Origin of the sequence: Ruania rhizosphaerae (assembly GCF_009805705.1) — a bacterium.
Classification (GTDB): domain Bacteria; phylum Actinomycetota; class Actinomycetes; order Actinomycetales; family Beutenbergiaceae; genus Ruania; species Ruania rhizosphaerae.
Window position 1 is genome coordinate 249,327 of sequence record NZ_VSMB01000003.1, and the last position, 14,407, is coordinate 263,733.

Annotated in this window: 12 protein-coding genes and 1 other RNA gene; 9 read left to right on the forward strand and 4 right to left on the reverse strand. The window is 68.9% G+C overall.

Going from position 1 to position 14,407, the window contains the following annotated elements; all coding sequences use genetic code 11:
* The first annotated feature begins 125 nt into the window (after positions 1–125).
* Genes FV560_RS06595 through FV560_RS06610 form a run of 4 tightly spaced genes read left to right on the forward strand, consistent with a single transcriptional unit; the run spans position 126 to position 3,419 of the window.
* A complete protein-coding gene (locus FV560_RS06595) occupies positions 126–1,283 on the forward strand; it encodes a Nif3-like dinuclear metal center hexameric protein (RefSeq protein WP_159620712.1) in 1,158 nt (385 codons plus the stop codon).
* Entirely contained in the window at positions 1,280–2,011 is a 732-nt protein-coding gene (locus FV560_RS06600) for a zinc ribbon domain-containing protein (protein ID WP_159620713.1), read from the forward strand. Before FV560_RS06595 ends, FV560_RS06600 begins: the two co-directional genes overlap by 4 nt.
* The gene (locus FV560_RS06605; RefSeq protein WP_159620714.1) at positions 2,008–2,673 is read left to right on the forward strand and encodes a histidine phosphatase family protein; all 666 of its coding nucleotides are present in this window, start codon (positions 2,008–2,010) and stop codon (positions 2,671–2,673) included. Before FV560_RS06600 ends, FV560_RS06605 begins: the two co-directional genes overlap by 4 nt.
* 2 nt (positions 2,674–2,675) lie before the next feature.
* Complete coding sequence (locus FV560_RS06610; protein WP_159620715.1) at positions 2,676–3,419, forward strand: DUF1353 domain-containing protein; 744 nt, start codon at positions 2,676–2,678, stop codon at positions 3,417–3,419.
* A gap of 16 nt (positions 3,420–3,435) precedes the next feature.
* Here FV560_RS06610 and FV560_RS06615 read toward each other — a convergent pair whose 3' ends face one another.
* The 3 genes from FV560_RS06615 to ppgK all read right to left on the reverse strand — a co-directional run bounded on the left by FV560_RS06615 (position 3,436) and on the right by ppgK (position 5,577).
* Positions 3,436–4,218, reverse strand: coding sequence for a YaaA family protein (locus tag FV560_RS06615; protein WP_159620716.1), 783 nt, complete (start codon positions 4,216–4,218; stop codon positions 3,436–3,438).
* 168 nt (positions 4,219–4,386) lie between these two features.
* Positions 4,387–4,754, reverse strand: an RNA gene (gene rnpB, locus FV560_RS06620) — RNase P RNA component class A.
* A gap of 34 nt (positions 4,755–4,788) precedes the next feature.
* Entirely contained in the window at positions 4,789–5,577 is a 789-nt protein-coding gene (ppgK, locus tag FV560_RS06625) for a polyphosphate--glucose phosphotransferase (protein WP_159620717.1), read from the reverse strand.
* A 123-nt stretch (positions 5,578–5,700) separates the two neighbouring features.
* Between ppgK and FV560_RS06630 the strand changes: the two genes are divergently transcribed.
* On the forward strand, positions 5,701–5,916 hold the full coding sequence (locus FV560_RS06630; RefSeq protein WP_159620718.1) for a hypothetical protein: 216 nt from the start codon (positions 5,701–5,703) through the stop codon (positions 5,914–5,916).
* 108 nt (positions 5,917–6,024) lie between these two features.
* Positions 6,025–6,777, forward strand: coding sequence for an N-acetylmuramoyl-L-alanine amidase family protein (locus tag FV560_RS06635; protein ID WP_159620719.1), 753 nt, complete (start codon positions 6,025–6,027; stop codon positions 6,775–6,777).
* Between the two features lie 5 nt (positions 6,778–6,782).
* Here FV560_RS06635 and panB read toward each other — a convergent pair whose 3' ends face one another.
* Positions 6,783–7,637: a 3-methyl-2-oxobutanoate hydroxymethyltransferase gene (gene panB / locus FV560_RS06640; RefSeq protein ID WP_159620720.1), complete on the reverse strand. Its 855-nt coding sequence runs from the start codon at positions 7,635–7,637 to the stop codon at positions 6,783–6,785.
* A 52-nt stretch (positions 7,638–7,689) separates the two neighbouring features.
* Here panB and FV560_RS06645 point away from each other — a divergent pair, with 52 nt between their 5' ends.
* The 3 genes from FV560_RS06645 (at position 7,690) to FV560_RS06655 (ending at position 14,347) form a co-directional block, all read left to right on the forward strand.
* On the forward strand, positions 7,690–9,771 hold the full coding sequence (locus FV560_RS06645; RefSeq protein WP_159620721.1) for an NAD(+) synthase: 2,082 nt from the start codon (positions 7,690–7,692) through the stop codon (positions 9,769–9,771).
* Between the two features lie 144 nt (positions 9,772–9,915).
* Positions 9,916–11,250, forward strand: a complete 1,335-nt coding sequence (gene glnA, locus FV560_RS06650) for a type I glutamate--ammonia ligase (protein WP_159620722.1) — start codon at positions 9,916–9,918, stop codon at positions 11,248–11,250.
* 52 nt (positions 11,251–11,302) lie between these two features.
* The gene (locus tag FV560_RS06655) at positions 11,303–14,347 is read left to right on the forward strand and encodes a bifunctional [glutamine synthetase] adenylyltransferase/[glutamine synthetase]-adenylyl-L-tyrosine phosphorylase (RefSeq protein WP_159620723.1); all 3,045 of its coding nucleotides are present in this window, start codon (positions 11,303–11,305) and stop codon (positions 14,345–14,347) included.
* Positions 14,348–14,407: the final 60 nt, after the last annotated feature.

Consider the following 14,407-nt stretch of genomic DNA (forward strand, 5'->3'; position numbering starts at 1 on the left):
ATGTACGTTCATCGTGCGCTAGTGGGGCAACGTGCACCAGCGCACGTGTGTTCCGAGCGTAGATCGACCACCTGTGTTCGCCACGATCGGGCGAGACTGTCCGCACCTCGGGGTAGGTTCAACGAATGGACGCACCGCTGCACCTGAGTGACGTGATCGAGCTGCTGGAGCGCCGCTACCCGCCGGCCACGGCGGAGTCGTGGGACGCCGTCGGCCTCGTTGTAGGGGAACCACAGGCGCCCGTCGAGCGCGTGCTGTTCGCCGTCGACCCCACCGAGGAGGTCGTCGCCGAGGCCGCCGCAGCCGGTGCGGACCTGCTGGTCACCCATCATCCGCTGCTCCTGCGACCGGTGAACTCGGTGGCCGCCACCACCCCGAAGGGGCGGGTCATCCACCGGCTCATCTCCGAGGGCATCGGCCTGTATGTCGCCCATACCAACGCCGACATCGCCGCCGGGGGCGTCAACGACGCTCTCGCCGCTCTGCTGGACCTGGCGGAGACCCGGCCGCTGGTGCCGGCCCCGGGGCGGGCGCTGGACGTACTCGTGGTGTACGTACCGGAGCCCGAGGCCGAACCTCTCCGAGTGGCACTGGCGGAGGCCGGTGCCGGCGCGGTCGGGGACTACACCGGCTGCGCCTGGTCGGTCACCGGAACCGGCGAGTTCACCCCGCAGGACGGCGCAGAGCCGGCCATCGGCGCGGTCGGCACCCACGAACGTGTCACCGAGCGCCGTCTGGAGATGGTGGTGCCACCCGGCCGGCGGGACGCCGTCACGGCCGCACTGCGCGACGCTCACCCGTACGAAGAGCCGGCGTACTCCTTTCTCGCCACGCATGCACCGTCGTCGCACGTGGGCGCGGGACGCGTGGGGTATCTGGAGGAACCGACGACGCTACGCGAACTCGCGGCAGTCGTGGCCGAACGCCTGCCGGCAACCGCGGGCGGTATCCGAGTCAGCGGCAACCTCGACGCCACCATCACCACCGTCGGCGTGTGCGGCGGCGCTGGGGACTCCTACCTCGAGGCGGCCCGCGCGGCTAGGGCGGATGTGTACCTGACCGCCGATCTCCGCCACCACCGGGCCGGGGAAGCGCGAGAGGAGGACAGGGCACCCGCCCTGATCGACGCAGCGCACTGGGCCACCGAGTGGCCGTGGCTGCCCGTGGCCGCCCGGGCCCTCGCCGGTGATTCCGGTGGCCGGGTGGAGACGATCGTCAGCACCCGCGTGAGCGACCCGTGGACCACTAGGCTGGGCGGAGCCGAGACCGGAGGAACCCTGTGACCACTGCCCCTGCCGCCGACCAGCGACGCCTGCTGGACGTCCAAGCGCTCGACACCCAACTCGCCAAGCTCGCCCACCAGCGCAAGTCCCACCCCACCCTGGCCACGCTCGCCGAACTGGAGGGACGCGCCGAGGACCTCGGGCGGGCCAAGACCGCTACCGACACGCTGGTCTCGGACGTACGCCGCGAGCTGCGCAAGGCCGAGGCCGATGTGGAGCAGGTGGAGATCCGCGCGGCACGCGACCGGAAGCGGCTCGAATCCGGAGCAGGCTCGCCGAAGGATCTGCAGGCACTCAGCAGCGAGATCGAGTCCCTCGCCAGACGTCAGGGTGCACTGGAAGAGGTCGAGCTGGAAGTGATGGAGCGGCTCGAAGCGGCTGAGAAGGACGCGGCCGCGATCGATGAGCAGCTCGCCGCCATCAGCGCACAGGTCGCGGAGGCCGAGGCCGAGCGCGACCGGGAGTTCGAACGGCTCGACAGTGAGATCGCCGACGTCACCAGGCGCCGTGAGGTCGCTGCCGACGGAATCGATGCCGGACTGATGTCGCTCTACGACCGAGTGCGGTCCCAGACCGGAGGGCTCGGCGTTGTTGCCATCCAGGGCGAATCGACCGTGGGCGTCCAGCTGACGCTGAGCCTCACCGAGCGGGCCGCAATCACGGCCGCCGGGCCGGATGAAGTGATCCGCAGCGAGGACTACGGCTACATCCTCGTCCGGCTCTCATGAGCGGTGCCGCCGCCGGTAGTGACGCCGTCACCGTCGTTCTCGTGCGCCACGGGGAAACACCACTCACACCGCATGGGGCCTACTCCGGCTCAGGGGTGCCAGGGCCTTCGCTCACCGACATCGGGCGCCGGCAGGCGCATGCCGCTGCACGTCTGACGTACCGCATCGGCCGGAGCCTCTTCGATGACTTGCCCACGCCGTCCGCAGTGCTCACTTCCCCGATGGTCCGCACCCAGGAGACCGCGGCCGTCGTCGGTGACATGCTCGGACTGGCGCCGACGATCGAGGACCGCGCCCGTGAGTGCGACTTCGGAGACTGGGAGGGTCTGCGCCCCGCAGAGATCGACGCCAGGTGGCCCGGCGAGCGCGCCCTCTGGCATACCGACGGCACCATCCCGGCGCCCGGGGGCGGGGAGTCCACTGCAGCGGTCGGTGTCCGCACCGAGGAGATGCTCTCTGACCTGCACCAGCAGTACGCAGGCAGCACCGTGGTGGTTGTGGCGCACGCCGTCAGCATTCGAGCCATGGTGGGCCGGGCTCTGCTCGCTCCGCCCGGTGCGTGGTGGCGCTTCCGGCTGCTGCCGGCTTCGACAACCGTGCTGCGCCGCCAGGCGGACACCTTCACTCAGCTTCTCGGCGTCGGACTCCCCGGCGAGGAGTGAGGATGGGGCACTTCTTCGACGTTGATGACGGGGGGCCGCTCCGGCTGGAGGTCCGCAGCGTCGACGGGCGTGATTTCACCTTGCTACGCCGCATCGGCTACCGCAGCGACGACTACGACGAGCCGTTCGTCGTACCTTCCGACCTGGAACAGTTCCGCACCGACTTCGCGTCTGTGCCCTGGATGTTCACCTGGCTGGTTCCGCGCAGTGGGCGCTATTCGGCCGCTGCCGTCCTGCACGACGCGATCGTCATCGAGGGAGATTACGAGGGCCCGCCGATCGACCGGGTCGAAGCGGACCGGATCTTCCGGGTGGCGCTGCGCGAACTGGGCACACCCGTGGTACGCAGCTGGCTGATGTGGGCGGCGGTGAGCATCGCGACGATGTGGACGATGCCGCAGCGACGCTGGCGCTGGCGTGGCGCGGTCCTGGCACTGATCGGTGCCGTCACCCTGATCGGGCTCATCGCCACCGGTGACCTGCTTGACCTCTGGTCGGTTCTGCCGTGGATGGGCCAGCGCAGCCTGGGTGCCGAGCTGCTCGGTGGTGGCGTCGCCGCGATCGTCGTGCCCTCAGTCCTTGCCCTGACCTGGGGCAGATTCGCCCGCGCCGGCATCATCACCGGCGTGGCGCTGGCGTTCTTGCTACACGTGACGCTGGCGATCGCGGCCCTGTTCGGCCTCTACCGCCTCGTCGAGCGGGTCGTCACCGGTCCTGGGGCAGGCACCGGACCGCAGTCGGCATAGGGGATCACGGCCGACGTCATACCTGAGCCACGACGAGTTCCAGCGTGTCCGGCCCCGCGCCGGTCGCAGAGTGAATCGAGACTTCCTGAAGAACCGTGCCCACCAGCTCCTCGCTGGCGCGGAGGACCTCGGCCACCGTCCGTGGGGGAGTGCCGGACCGGGTGAGCAGGTGACGCGTGAGCATCCCGCGGGTGTGCTTGGCGTGATGGGAGACCACGGTCCGCACGCCATCCTGCTCGGCCACCACCCGGACAGTGAGCCAGGCAGTCCCGGACGGCGGACGCCACGCCGGAACATATGCACTCGACCGGCAGTCGATCACCACGCCCGGATGAGTCTGTGTCAGGTGCTCGCCCAATGCGCGCGCCCAGTACGGCGCGAGTGACCCGATCCCGGGCAGCCCCGCGGACATCGACAACCGGTAGGCCGGGATCCGGTCGGCGGGGGAGAGCACACCCCACAGCGCCGAGATGATCCGCACCGAGGCGTTCGCCCGACGGCGTGCGGTGCCGGTCAGGTGGGCGAGCCCGGCCGCTTCGTAGAGCACACCGGTGTAGACCGTGGCCGCCTGCGCGGCGGGCGCCGTTGTCAGGTCCACGTTCCGCGCCACCTCCGCTGCGAGGGAGGCACCCACCCCCAATCTCTCGACGGCGTCCGGTGCGCTGCTGAGCGCCGCCAGCTCCCGTAGCGCCCGGGTGCGCGCATCCCTGAGATCTGGTCGGGTCAACGTGTCGAGGTCGACCGGTCGTCCACGAGCAGGGGGCGTCTTGCCCTCGGAGGGCGGCAGTAGGATCAGCACGCCCGGCAGCCTATGACGTGTGCAGCGGTCGGCTGGTACGTCGCCTGCGTGGTGAGACCGACCCTTCCCGGTGCCCGAACGCTGAGTTCTTCGGCGTTTGAACAGCATTCGCCGAACAACTCAGCGTTCGCGATGGTCTTGAGCGCGTAGGCTCGCCGCCCGGAGTGAGGGATGAGCCGGCCGGTACGCCGGGTTCTGTCCCGAGGACTTGCCTCGGTGGCGGCCATCCATCTACGACGTACGTTGCCGCACGCCTCCAGCGACCTACCCGGGAGCTCGGGCGGGCCGCCCTCGAACACTCCCTGTCTGGTCTTGCTCCGGGTGGGGTTTACCGAGCCGCACCGGTCACCCGGCACGCTGGTGGTCTCTTACACCACCGTTTCACCCTTACCGCCCGGCTAACCGGACGGCGGTCTGATTTCTGTGGCACTGTCCCGCGGGTTACCCCGGGTGGGTGTTACCCACCACCCTGCCCTGTGGAGCCCGGACGTTCCTCGGCGCGAGTTTCCCCGCGACGCGACCGCCTGGCCGACTCATCCACACCCCAGCCTACCCGCCGGGCTCGCCCGGTCAGTCGTTCTCGGCGGCCAGCGCTGCCGCGCCGACGATGCCCGCCTTGTTGCGCAGCTTCGCCGGGATGATCGGCGTGTTCAGGCTCAGCAGCGGGAGGAACTCCTTGTGGTCCTTCGACACGCCACCGCCGACGACGATCAGGTCGGGGGAGAAAAGGAACTCCACGTGGGAGAAGTAGCGCTGCAGCCGTTCGGCCCACTGCGGGTACGTCAGCCCTTCGCGGTCCTTGACCGAGGACGCCGCCCGCTTCTCCGCGTCGAAGCCGTCCAGCTCGAGATGCCCGAGCTCGAAGTTGGGCACGAGCTCACCGTTGTGGATCAGCGCACTGCCGATGCCGGTACCCAGCGTCAGCACGAGCACGCTGCCCTGCTGCCCCGCTGCAGCGCCGTACACGGCCTCGGCGTAACCGGCGGCGTCGGCGTCGTTGACAACGAACGCCGAGTGACCGGTCGCCGTGCGCGTGACCTCTGCCACGTCGGTTCCGATCCAGCGCTTGTCGACGTTCGCTGCGGTCTGCGCCACGCCGTTCTTGATGACACCGGGGAATGTCACACCGATATGGGCACCCGCCGGTAGGTCGAAGTGCTCCACCACCCCGGTGAGGACCTCCGCCACTGCCTCGGGGCTGGACTCCTCCGGTGTGGGGAGGCGGTACTTCTTGGCGAGCAGCTTGCCGGTCTGCAGGTCCACCGGTGCACCCTTGATGCCCGAGCCGCCGATATCGATGCCGAAGCCGATCCGTTCGTCCGGTGTTTCGGTCAGGGCGTCGTGCGATTCTTTGGTCATGGTGCGCTTTCGTCCGGAGCTGGGCAGGCTGGCGGCCGGATCAGCTCCGGTCCACGCGTGAAGTGTAGAGGCGCAGGCGCCACTCGGCGTGGGAGACTCGCATCGTGGAAGGAGGTGCCCGACATGCCCAGTGGAGCACGTGGTGAATCGGACGAGGCCTACTACTACAATGTTGAAACAGGTGAGGTCGAGCACGGGAAGGTGAGCGACTGGACCAGTCGGATCGGTCCGTATGCGACTGCTGCGGAAGCCGCCCAGGCTCTTGAACGGGTACGCGCCCGGAACGAGGCCTGGGAAGAGGCCGAACGCAAGTGGGAGGACGACCCCGACGACGACTGACCTGGCGGTCGGTCACCACAGCCTGACATGATGGGTCGATACCGGAGAGCGAACGGAGAAGCAGTGCCGCACTCGATACGCCGAGTCGCCGGAGCTTGTGTGCTGGCCATGGCCGGCACTTTCGCCATCGCACCAGCCGCCGTGGCCGATCACTCAGACTCCTCGGCTGGTAAGCCCGTCGGAGGCGGACTGGGCGAGCGCCCGCTCGTTGGCGTCCGCATCGCCATCGATCCCGGCCACAGCGACGCTCGGCCCGAGGACCGCTCCGATCTGGCGCAGCGGGTGCCGGACGGGCGCGGCGGACGCAGCGCGTGCGACACCGTCGGCAACACAACGACCTCGGGCTACAGCGAACACGAGTTCACGTTGGACGTCGCCACCGTGATGGCCGATGAACTTCGCCGCCAGGGTGCAATCGTGCTCCTCACCCGCAGCGATGACGAGGGCGTCGGACCGTGCGTGGACCGGCGCGGGACCTTCGCAGAGGACAACGACGTCGAACTGCTGCTCTCGCTGCACGCCAACTCCTCGACCGACCCCGACGACGCCGGCTTCTACGCCGTGGTGGCCGCCCCGCCGCTGTCGGAATCCCAGGCCGAGCCCAGCCGAACGCTTGCGGACACCATGGTGCAAGCTCTCGTGGATGGCGGATTCACCCCGAGCGAGGGCGACGCAGATAGCGTGGTCGAGCGCGATGATCTCGCCACCTTGAACTTCGCCCGGCGACCTGCGGTCCTGCTCGAGCTCGGGGAGATGCGCAACGCCGAGGACGCCGCTCGGATGGAGAGCGAGGAGGGCCGGCAGGCCTACGCCGAGGCTCTCGTCGACGGCGTGACTACCTGGCTGGACGCCCGGGACTGACCGGCCTAGGCGTCGTAGGAGTGCTGCGGCGCCGGGAAGGATCCGGAACGCACCTCTGAGGCGTAGTCCGAGGCCGCCTGCTGCAACGCCGCACCCAGCTGAGCGAACTGCTTGGCGAACCGTGGGGACCAGTCGCCCATCCCGGCCATATCGAGCCAGACGAGCACCTGCCCGTCGCAGTGAGGGCCCGCGCCGATGCCAATCGTCGGGATATGCAGGATCTCGGAGACGCGTGCTGCCACCGGTGCCGGAACCATCTCCAGCACCACTGCCACGGCCCCGGCATCCTGCAGTGCGACTGCGTCCTCGCAGAGCCGTTCGGCACCGTCGTCGCCGCGCCCCTGCACGCGCTTGCCACCCAGCATGTTCTCCGACTGCGGGGTGAAGCCGATGTGCCCGACCACGGGAATCCCGGCGCCGGCGAGCAGGCGGACATGCTCGGCCACCCGCACCCCGCCCTCGAACTTCACTGCGTGCGCTCCGGCTTCCTTCAGCATGCGCACCGCACTGGCGAGGGCCTGCTGGGGGCCGGCCTCGTAGGAGCCGAACGGCAGATCGGCCACCACCATGGCACGACGGGTGGACCGGGCCACGGCTCGGACGGCCGGGACGAGCTCGTCCACCGTCACCGGGATCGTGCTGTCCAGGGCGAGCATGTTGTCGCCGATGGAGTCGCCCACCAGCAGCATGTCGATACCGGCGGCGTCGAAGATCCGCGCCGTCGGGGCGTCGTAGGCGGTGAGCATGGTGAGCCGCTCGCCCGCGGCCTTCGCCGCGGCCAGGTGGTGGATCCGTACTCGTTTGTCCTCTCCCACCGCGGGAAGCGCTGATGGGAGCGGGGCACCAGTGGACTCATCCATGGTCCCAGCGTATCGGCCGGATGGGAACGCCCGGGCCTGACAGACTGACCTCATGAGTGCTGGCACCCTCGCCCCGTCGTTCGGCTCGTCCTACGGTCACGGCTTCGCTCGCGTGGCCACGTGCACGATCGAGGTCACCCTCGGCGATCCTCACCGCAATGTGGATGCGATCCTGACGCAGGCGCAGGCCTGCCATGAGGACGGTGTGGCGGTCGCGGTCTTTCCCGAACTCTGCCTCACTGGGTACAGCATCGAGGACCTCTTCCTGGCTGACCCCGTGCTTCATGCGACCGACGCGGCGCTGGGCAGGTTGGTGACGGCCAGCGCCGGACTGCTGCCGGTCCTCGTCGTGGGTGCTCCGGTCCGTCACCGTAACCGGCTGTACAACGCTGCCGTGGTGATTCACCGTGGCCGGGTGCTCGGGGTGGCCCCGAAGTCGCTGCTGCCGAACTACCGGGAGTTCTACGAACGACGGCACTTCGCCCCAGGGGACGATCAACGCGGGCAGGAGTGCCTGGTGGATGGCCATCGGGTGCCGTTCGGACCCGACCTGCTGTTCGAGGCGGAGGATCTGCCGGGGCTGGTGTTGCACGTGGAGGTCTGCGAGGACGTGTGGGTGCCCGTGCCGCCGAGTGCCGAGGCCGCGCTGGCCGGTGCGACAGTGCTCGCGAACCTCTCCGGCAGCCCGATCACCGTGGGACGTGCCGCCGACCGGCACCTGATGACCCAGTCCGCCTCGGCGCGATACCTGGCTGCCTACCTGTACGCCGCGGCAGGGCGCGGAGAGTCCAGCAACGACCTCGCCTGGGACGGGCAGACCATGATCTATGAGGCCGGACGTCTGCTCACCAAGTCTCCTCGGTTCAGTGAGACGGCGCAGCGCGCTGTCGCGGATATCGATCTGGACCTGCTCCGGCAGGAACGACTGCGCCAGGGGTCCTTCGATGACAACCGGCGCACCCACGCCGAACGCACCGGGGCGCTGCGTACGGTTCGGTTCCGGCTCAACCCACCTGAGGGGGACATCGGGCTACGGCGATCTGTCGACCGGTTCCCCTTCGTCCCCGACGATGCAGACCGGCTCGCACAGGACTGCTACGAGGCGTTCAACATCCAGGTCGCTGCGCTCGAGCAACGCATGCGCTCGATCGGTAGCCCAAAGCTCGTGATCGGGGTGTCCGGAGGGCTGGATTCCACCCACGCTCTCCTCGTCGCCGCACAAGCCATGGACCGGCTCGGACGTCCGCGCAGGGACATCCTCGGGTACACATTGCCCGGCTTCGCTACCAGTGACCACACGCGCTCCAACGCATGGGCGCTGGGGGAGGCGCTCGGCGTGACGTTCGCCGAGATCGATATCCGCCCGGCAGCCCGCGAGATGCTGGAGAAGATCGGTCACCCGTTCGCCGGCGGAGAGCCGGTCTACGACGTCACTTTCGAGAACGTCCAGGCCGGCCTGCGCACCGACTACCTGTTCCGGATCGCCAATGCCGAGGGTGGAATCGTCGTCGGTACCGGCGATCTCTCGGAGATGGCACTCGGATGGTGCACCTACGGGGTCGGCGACCAGATGTCCCACTACGCAGTGAACATCGGCGTGCCGAAGACTTTGATCCAGCACCTCATCCGCTGGGTGATCGCCTCCGAGGAGTTCCCCGCCGCCACCGCGCAGGTGCTGCAGTCGGTACTCGACACGCGCATCACCCCCGAACTGGTGCCCACCGGTGAAGACGGCGACGTGCAGAGTACCGAGGACACCATCGGGCCCTACGCTTTGCACGATTTCAGCCTCTACTACGTCCTCAGGCACGGATTCGGCCCTCGCAAGATCGCGTTCCTTGCGCACCACGCATGGTCCGACCCCAGCACAGGGTCGTGGCCTCCGGGCTTCCCCGCCGAGGAAAGGTACGGCTACGGGCTCACCGAAATCCGGCGGTGGCTCGCGGTGTTCGTCCGGCGGTTCTTCGGTTTCAGTCAGTTCAAACGTAGTGCCGTGCCGAACGGCCCGAAGGTGATGGCCGGGGGAGCCCTGTCGCCGCGTGGGGAATGGCGGGCGCCCTCCGACGGCAATGCCGTCGCCTGGCTTGCTGAGCTCGAGCACGTCCCCCAGACCGAGGACGGCCGTGAGCCATGACCAGGCACCGCCGTCGAGACGGCCGGCCCGGATGAGGCGGGCGGTGCCACCGGTCGGATCGATCGCACGAACCTGACATGATGGGCCTACCTGGACGCGACGGCGTCGGGGCGGTCCGAAAGCCAGACGATCGGGAGCAGTCGCATGGACAAGCAGCAGGAGTACGTGCTCCGGGCCATCGAGGAGCGGGACGTCCGGTTCATCCGGCTCTGGTTCACTGATGTGCTCGGTGTACTCAAGTCGGTGGCGATCGCCCCGGCCGAGCTCGAGGGGGCGTTCATCGAAGGGATCGGTTTCGATGGATCCTCCATCGAGGGACTGTCCCGGGTCTCGGAGTCGGACCTGATCCTTCGGCCAGACCCGAGCACGTTCCAGATCCTGCCCTGGCGTGGCGGCAAGCACGGGACGGCACGGATGTTCTGCGACATCCTCACCCCCGACGGCGAATCCTCCCCGGCCGACCCCCGCAACGTGCTCAAGCGTGCGCTGGCCGAGGCCGCGGATGCCGGTTTCACCTTCTACACCCACCCCGAGATCGAGTTCTACCTCTTCAAGGCACTGGAGAACGAGACCGATCCGCTCATCCCCATCGACAACGCTGGCTACTTCGACCACGTCGCACGGGGGCAAGGGCACGACTTCCGCCGCGCCGCGATCACGCTGCTGGAGTCGATGGGAATCTCGGTCGAGTTCTCCCACCACGAGACCGGCCCCGGCCAGAACGAGATCGACCTGCGCTATGCCGACGCCCTCAGCACAGCAGACAACATCATGACCTTCCGCTCCGTGGTCAAGGAGGTCTCCATCGAGCAGGGCTTCACGGCCTCCTTCATGCCCAAGCCGCTCGCAGGGCAGCCCGGTTCGGGTATGCACACCCACCTGTCGCTGTTCGAAGGCGACACGAATGCGTTCTACGAACCGGGGGGCGAGTATCAACTGTCCACCACGGGCCGTGCCTTCATCGCTGGGCTGCTCCACCACGCCGCCGAGATCACCGCGGTGACGAACCAGTTCGTCAACTCCTACAAGCGCCTCTGGGGCGGCCAGGAAGCACCGAGTTACCGCTGCTGGGGCCACAACAACCGGTCCGCGCTGGTGCGGGTGCCGATGTACAAGCCGAACAAGGGACAGTCTGCACGGGTGGAGTACCGCGGTCTCGACGCCGCCGCCAACCCGTACCTGGCATTCGCCGTCATGCTCCGGGCGGGACTGAAAGGTGTGCAGGAGGGGTACCAGATGCCCGAGGAGGCCGAGGACAACGTGTGGGAGCTCTCAGACACCGAGCGCCGTGCCCTGGGGATCGACCCCTTGCCGGGCAGCCTGAACGAGGCGGTGGCCGTGATGGAGCGATCGGAGCTGGTGGCCGAGACGCTCGGGGAGCAGGTCTTCACCCACTTCCTCGCGAACAAGCGCCAGGAATGGACCGACTACCGTGCGCAGGTGACCCCGTACGAGTTGGCCCGCATCGGCCTGATCTGAGGCTCGTGATCGCCACGCAGCAGGTTTCACCACGATCGGAAGGGCAGTCACGATGAGCCGGGCGGTGTCGCTGACCGGGCTGCTCGCGCGCGCCGGTTTCGACGAGGCCGACCGGGACGCCGAGTTGTTTCGTTCATCCTTCCTTGCCCAGGTGTACGACGAATGCGATGTCGCGGGCCAGGCGGCGTTGACCGGTGCGCTCGGCCGTGCAGCCGACCCGGACCGTGGACTCCTGGCGTTGGTGCGGCTCGGGGAGGCCGACGGAGTCGACGGAGCGTTCCTGCGACGGATCTTCGCTGCCGACGGCCCCGAGCGGGAGCGGGTGATCGCCGTACTCGGGGCATCTCAGGCGCTGGGGGACTGGCTGGTCTCCCACCCCGAGGACGTCGCGATCGTCGCCTCCGCCCGCTACCGCGATATCGGTGTCGGTGCGGCCGGCGAGCAGGTGCGGCGCCTGATGCTGGAGGCGGTTTCGGCCGACCCCGCGGCCGATGTTCCCGTGGCGAGCGTCAGCGCTTCCGAGGGCGCCCTCGACGAGATGCGGCGGACATATCGCCGGATCCTGCTCGCGGTGGCAACGGAGGATCTCACCGCCGACGATCCGGAGACCCTGCTGCCCGCCGTCTCGGCCACGCTGGCGCACCTGGCCTCCGCAGCACTTGAGGCCGCGCTGGCGCTGGGACGGGCGGAGATGGCCGATCATGCGCGCGAGGTGCGTCTCGCCGTGCTGGGGATGGGCAAGACCGGCGGGAAGGAACTCAACTACATCTCCGATGTGGATGTCATCTACGTCGCCGAACCTGCTGAGGGAGCAGACGAGAGCGATGCCCTGCGCAGCGGTTCGAAGCTCGCTGCCGCGATGGCACGGATGTGCTCGATGCCCTCCCGGGAACCCGCCCTGTGGGAGGTCGACGCCGCGTTGCGGCCAGAGGGTAAGAACGGGCCGCTGGTGCGTACCCTCGAATCGCACCTGACCTACTACGAGCGCTGGGCCAAGACCTGGGAGTTCCAAGCACTCCTCAAAGCCAGGCATGTCGCCGGGGACGCCAGCCTGAGCGCCGCCTACCTGGCGGCGACCAGGCCCTTGGTGTGGGACGCCGTCGCGCGGGACAACTTCGTTGAGGACGCGCAGGCGATGCGGCGGCGAGTGGAGGCACACGTCCCTATCGCCGAGGCCGAGCGCCAGATCAAACTCGGGCGCGGCGGGTTGCGGGACGTCGAGTTCACCGTTCAGCTCCTGCAGCTCGTCCACGGCCGTGTTGACGAGACGATCCGGTCGGCGAACACGCTCGAAGCCCTGGCGGCACTCTCGGCAGCCGGATACGTCGGCCGGGACCACGCTGCCGAGTTGGCGAGCTGCTACCGGTTCCTGCGGGTGCTCGAGCACCGGGTGCAGCTGGGCAGGCTGCGCCGCACCCATTTGATGCCCAGCAGTAGCGACGAGCTACGGCGGCTGGCGCGTGCGGCCCGGATTCCGGTGGACGGCAACGACGGACTGGAGAGTCGCTGGCGGGCAACCAGGCGGAACGTGCGCCGGCTGCACGAGGAACTGTTCTATCGGCCCCTCCTTCCGGCCACCGCGCGACTGTCCGCCGACGACGTCTCCCTCACCGCAGACGCGGCGAGCGCCCGCCTGCGCGCGATCGGCTACCGCGACCCCGACGGCGCCACCCGGCACATCAAAGCGCTCACCGAGGGTGTGTCCCGGCGAGCAGCCATCCAGCGCCAGCTGCTTCCGGTGATGCTCGGCTGGTTCGCCGAGGGCAGCGACCCCGACGGTGCCCTGCTCGCGTTCCGCAAGCTCTCCGACACCCTCGGGAGCACCTACTGGTACCTGAAGCTGCTGCGTGACTCCGGTGCCGCAGCCGACCGGTTGGCGCATCTGCTCTCGGCGTCGACCTACGTGGCCGATAATCTCGCGCAACTCACCGACGCGATCGCATGGCTCGACGAGGACGAGGACCTGACGCCTCGATCGCCCGGGGTGCTCGCCACGCACATGGATGCGATGCTCGTCCGCCGGCACGATCCGAAGTCGGCGGCGGCGGCGATCCGGTACCTGCGGCGCCGCGAGCTGACCCGTGGCGCCATCCGGGACGTCCTGGAGAGCGTCCCGGTGACCACCTGCCGTGAGGTCATCGCCCCTGCTGCCGACATGGCCCTGCACGGCGCGCTGCGCGTAGCGATGTCCGAGGCGAATACCGCACGCGGCCTCCAGGCGGCGCCGTCGGCGTTCCTGGTGGTGGCGATGGGACGTCTGGGCGGCGAGGAGATCGGTTACGCCAGCGACGCTGACGTCATGTTCGTCCACGATCCTGATCCCGGCGCCGATCCGCAGCTCGCGAACGAGTGGGCCCTCGAGGTGGCGGGATCCATCGCCTCGCTGCTGGGCACCATGAGCAGTGAGCCGCAGTTGCAGGTGGACGCGGCCCTGCGCCCGGAGGGCAAACAGGGCCCGATGGTGCGCACCCTCGACTCCTACGCCGAGTACTACCAACGCTGGGCGCTGGGCTGGGAGCGGCAGGCGTTGCTGCGGGCCCGGCCCGCCTGCGGCGACGAGGGGCTCGCCGAGCGGTTCACCGCGCTCATCGACCCCCACCGGTACCCCGACCGCGGTGTCGAGGCCGCCGAACTGCGCGAGCTCCGGCGTATCAAGGCACGAGTGGAGTCCGAGCGGCTCCCGCGTGGCGTGCCGGCCACCCACCACCTCAAGCTCGGCCGCGGGGGGCTCTCGGACGTGGAGTGGACCGCTCAGCTGCTGCAGCTGCAGCACGCTGGTCAGCACCAGGATCTACGCGTGACCGGCACGCGCGAGACCTTGCTCGCCGCACGGGATGCGGGCCTGCTCGCGGGAGCGGATGCGGACCGCCTCATCGAGGCCTGGGAGTTGGCGACACGGTTGCGCAACGCGATCGTGCTCGCCACCGGCCGCACCCGCGGCCAGCGGGTGGATGTGCTGCCCGAGGAGCGTCAAGCGCTGTCGTCGGTCTCCCGGCTACTCGGCTACGAGCCGGGACACGCGGTCGACCTGGAGCAGGACTGGCTGCGCGCCGCACGTCGTGCGCGGACGGTGATGGAGCGCGTGTTCTACGGGTGAGCAATCCGCCCTTGGGTTTTCGGACCGGACCTGATTGAATGCGAAGGGCCCACCGCGCCG

Bases quoted from the DNA above. Each gene is read 5' to 3' on its own strand.
- glnA (WP_159620722.1), top strand. From the start codon at position 9,916: ATGGACAAGCAGCAGGAGTACGTGCTCCGGGCCATCGAGGAGCGGGAC.
- ppgK (WP_159620717.1), bottom strand. From the start codon at position 5,577: ATGACCAAAGAATCGCACGACGCCCTGACCGAAACACCGGACGAACGG.
- FV560_RS06595 (WP_159620712.1), top strand. From the start codon at position 126: ATGGACGCACCGCTGCACCTGAGTGACGTGATCGAGCTGCTGGAGCGC.
- FV560_RS06655 (WP_159620723.1), top strand. From the start codon at position 11,303: ATGAGCCGGGCGGTGTCGCTGACCGGGCTGCTCGCGCGCGCCGGTTTC.
- FV560_RS06605 (WP_159620714.1), top strand. From the start codon at position 2,008: ATGAGCGGTGCCGCCGCCGGTAGTGACGCCGTCACCGTCGTTCTCGTG.
- panB (WP_159620720.1), bottom strand. From the start codon at position 7,637: ATGGATGAGTCCACTGGTGCCCCGCTCCCATCAGCGCTTCCCGCGGTG.
- FV560_RS06635 (WP_159620719.1), top strand. From the start codon at position 6,025: ATGGCCGGCACTTTCGCCATCGCACCAGCCGCCGTGGCCGATCACTCA.
- FV560_RS06630 (WP_159620718.1), top strand. From the start codon at position 5,701: ATGCCCAGTGGAGCACGTGGTGAATCGGACGAGGCCTACTACTACAAT.
- FV560_RS06610 (WP_159620715.1), top strand. From the start codon at position 2,676: ATGGGGCACTTCTTCGACGTTGATGACGGGGGGCCGCTCCGGCTGGAG.
- FV560_RS06645 (WP_159620721.1), top strand. From the start codon at position 7,690: ATGAGTGCTGGCACCCTCGCCCCGTCGTTCGGCTCGTCCTACGGTCAC.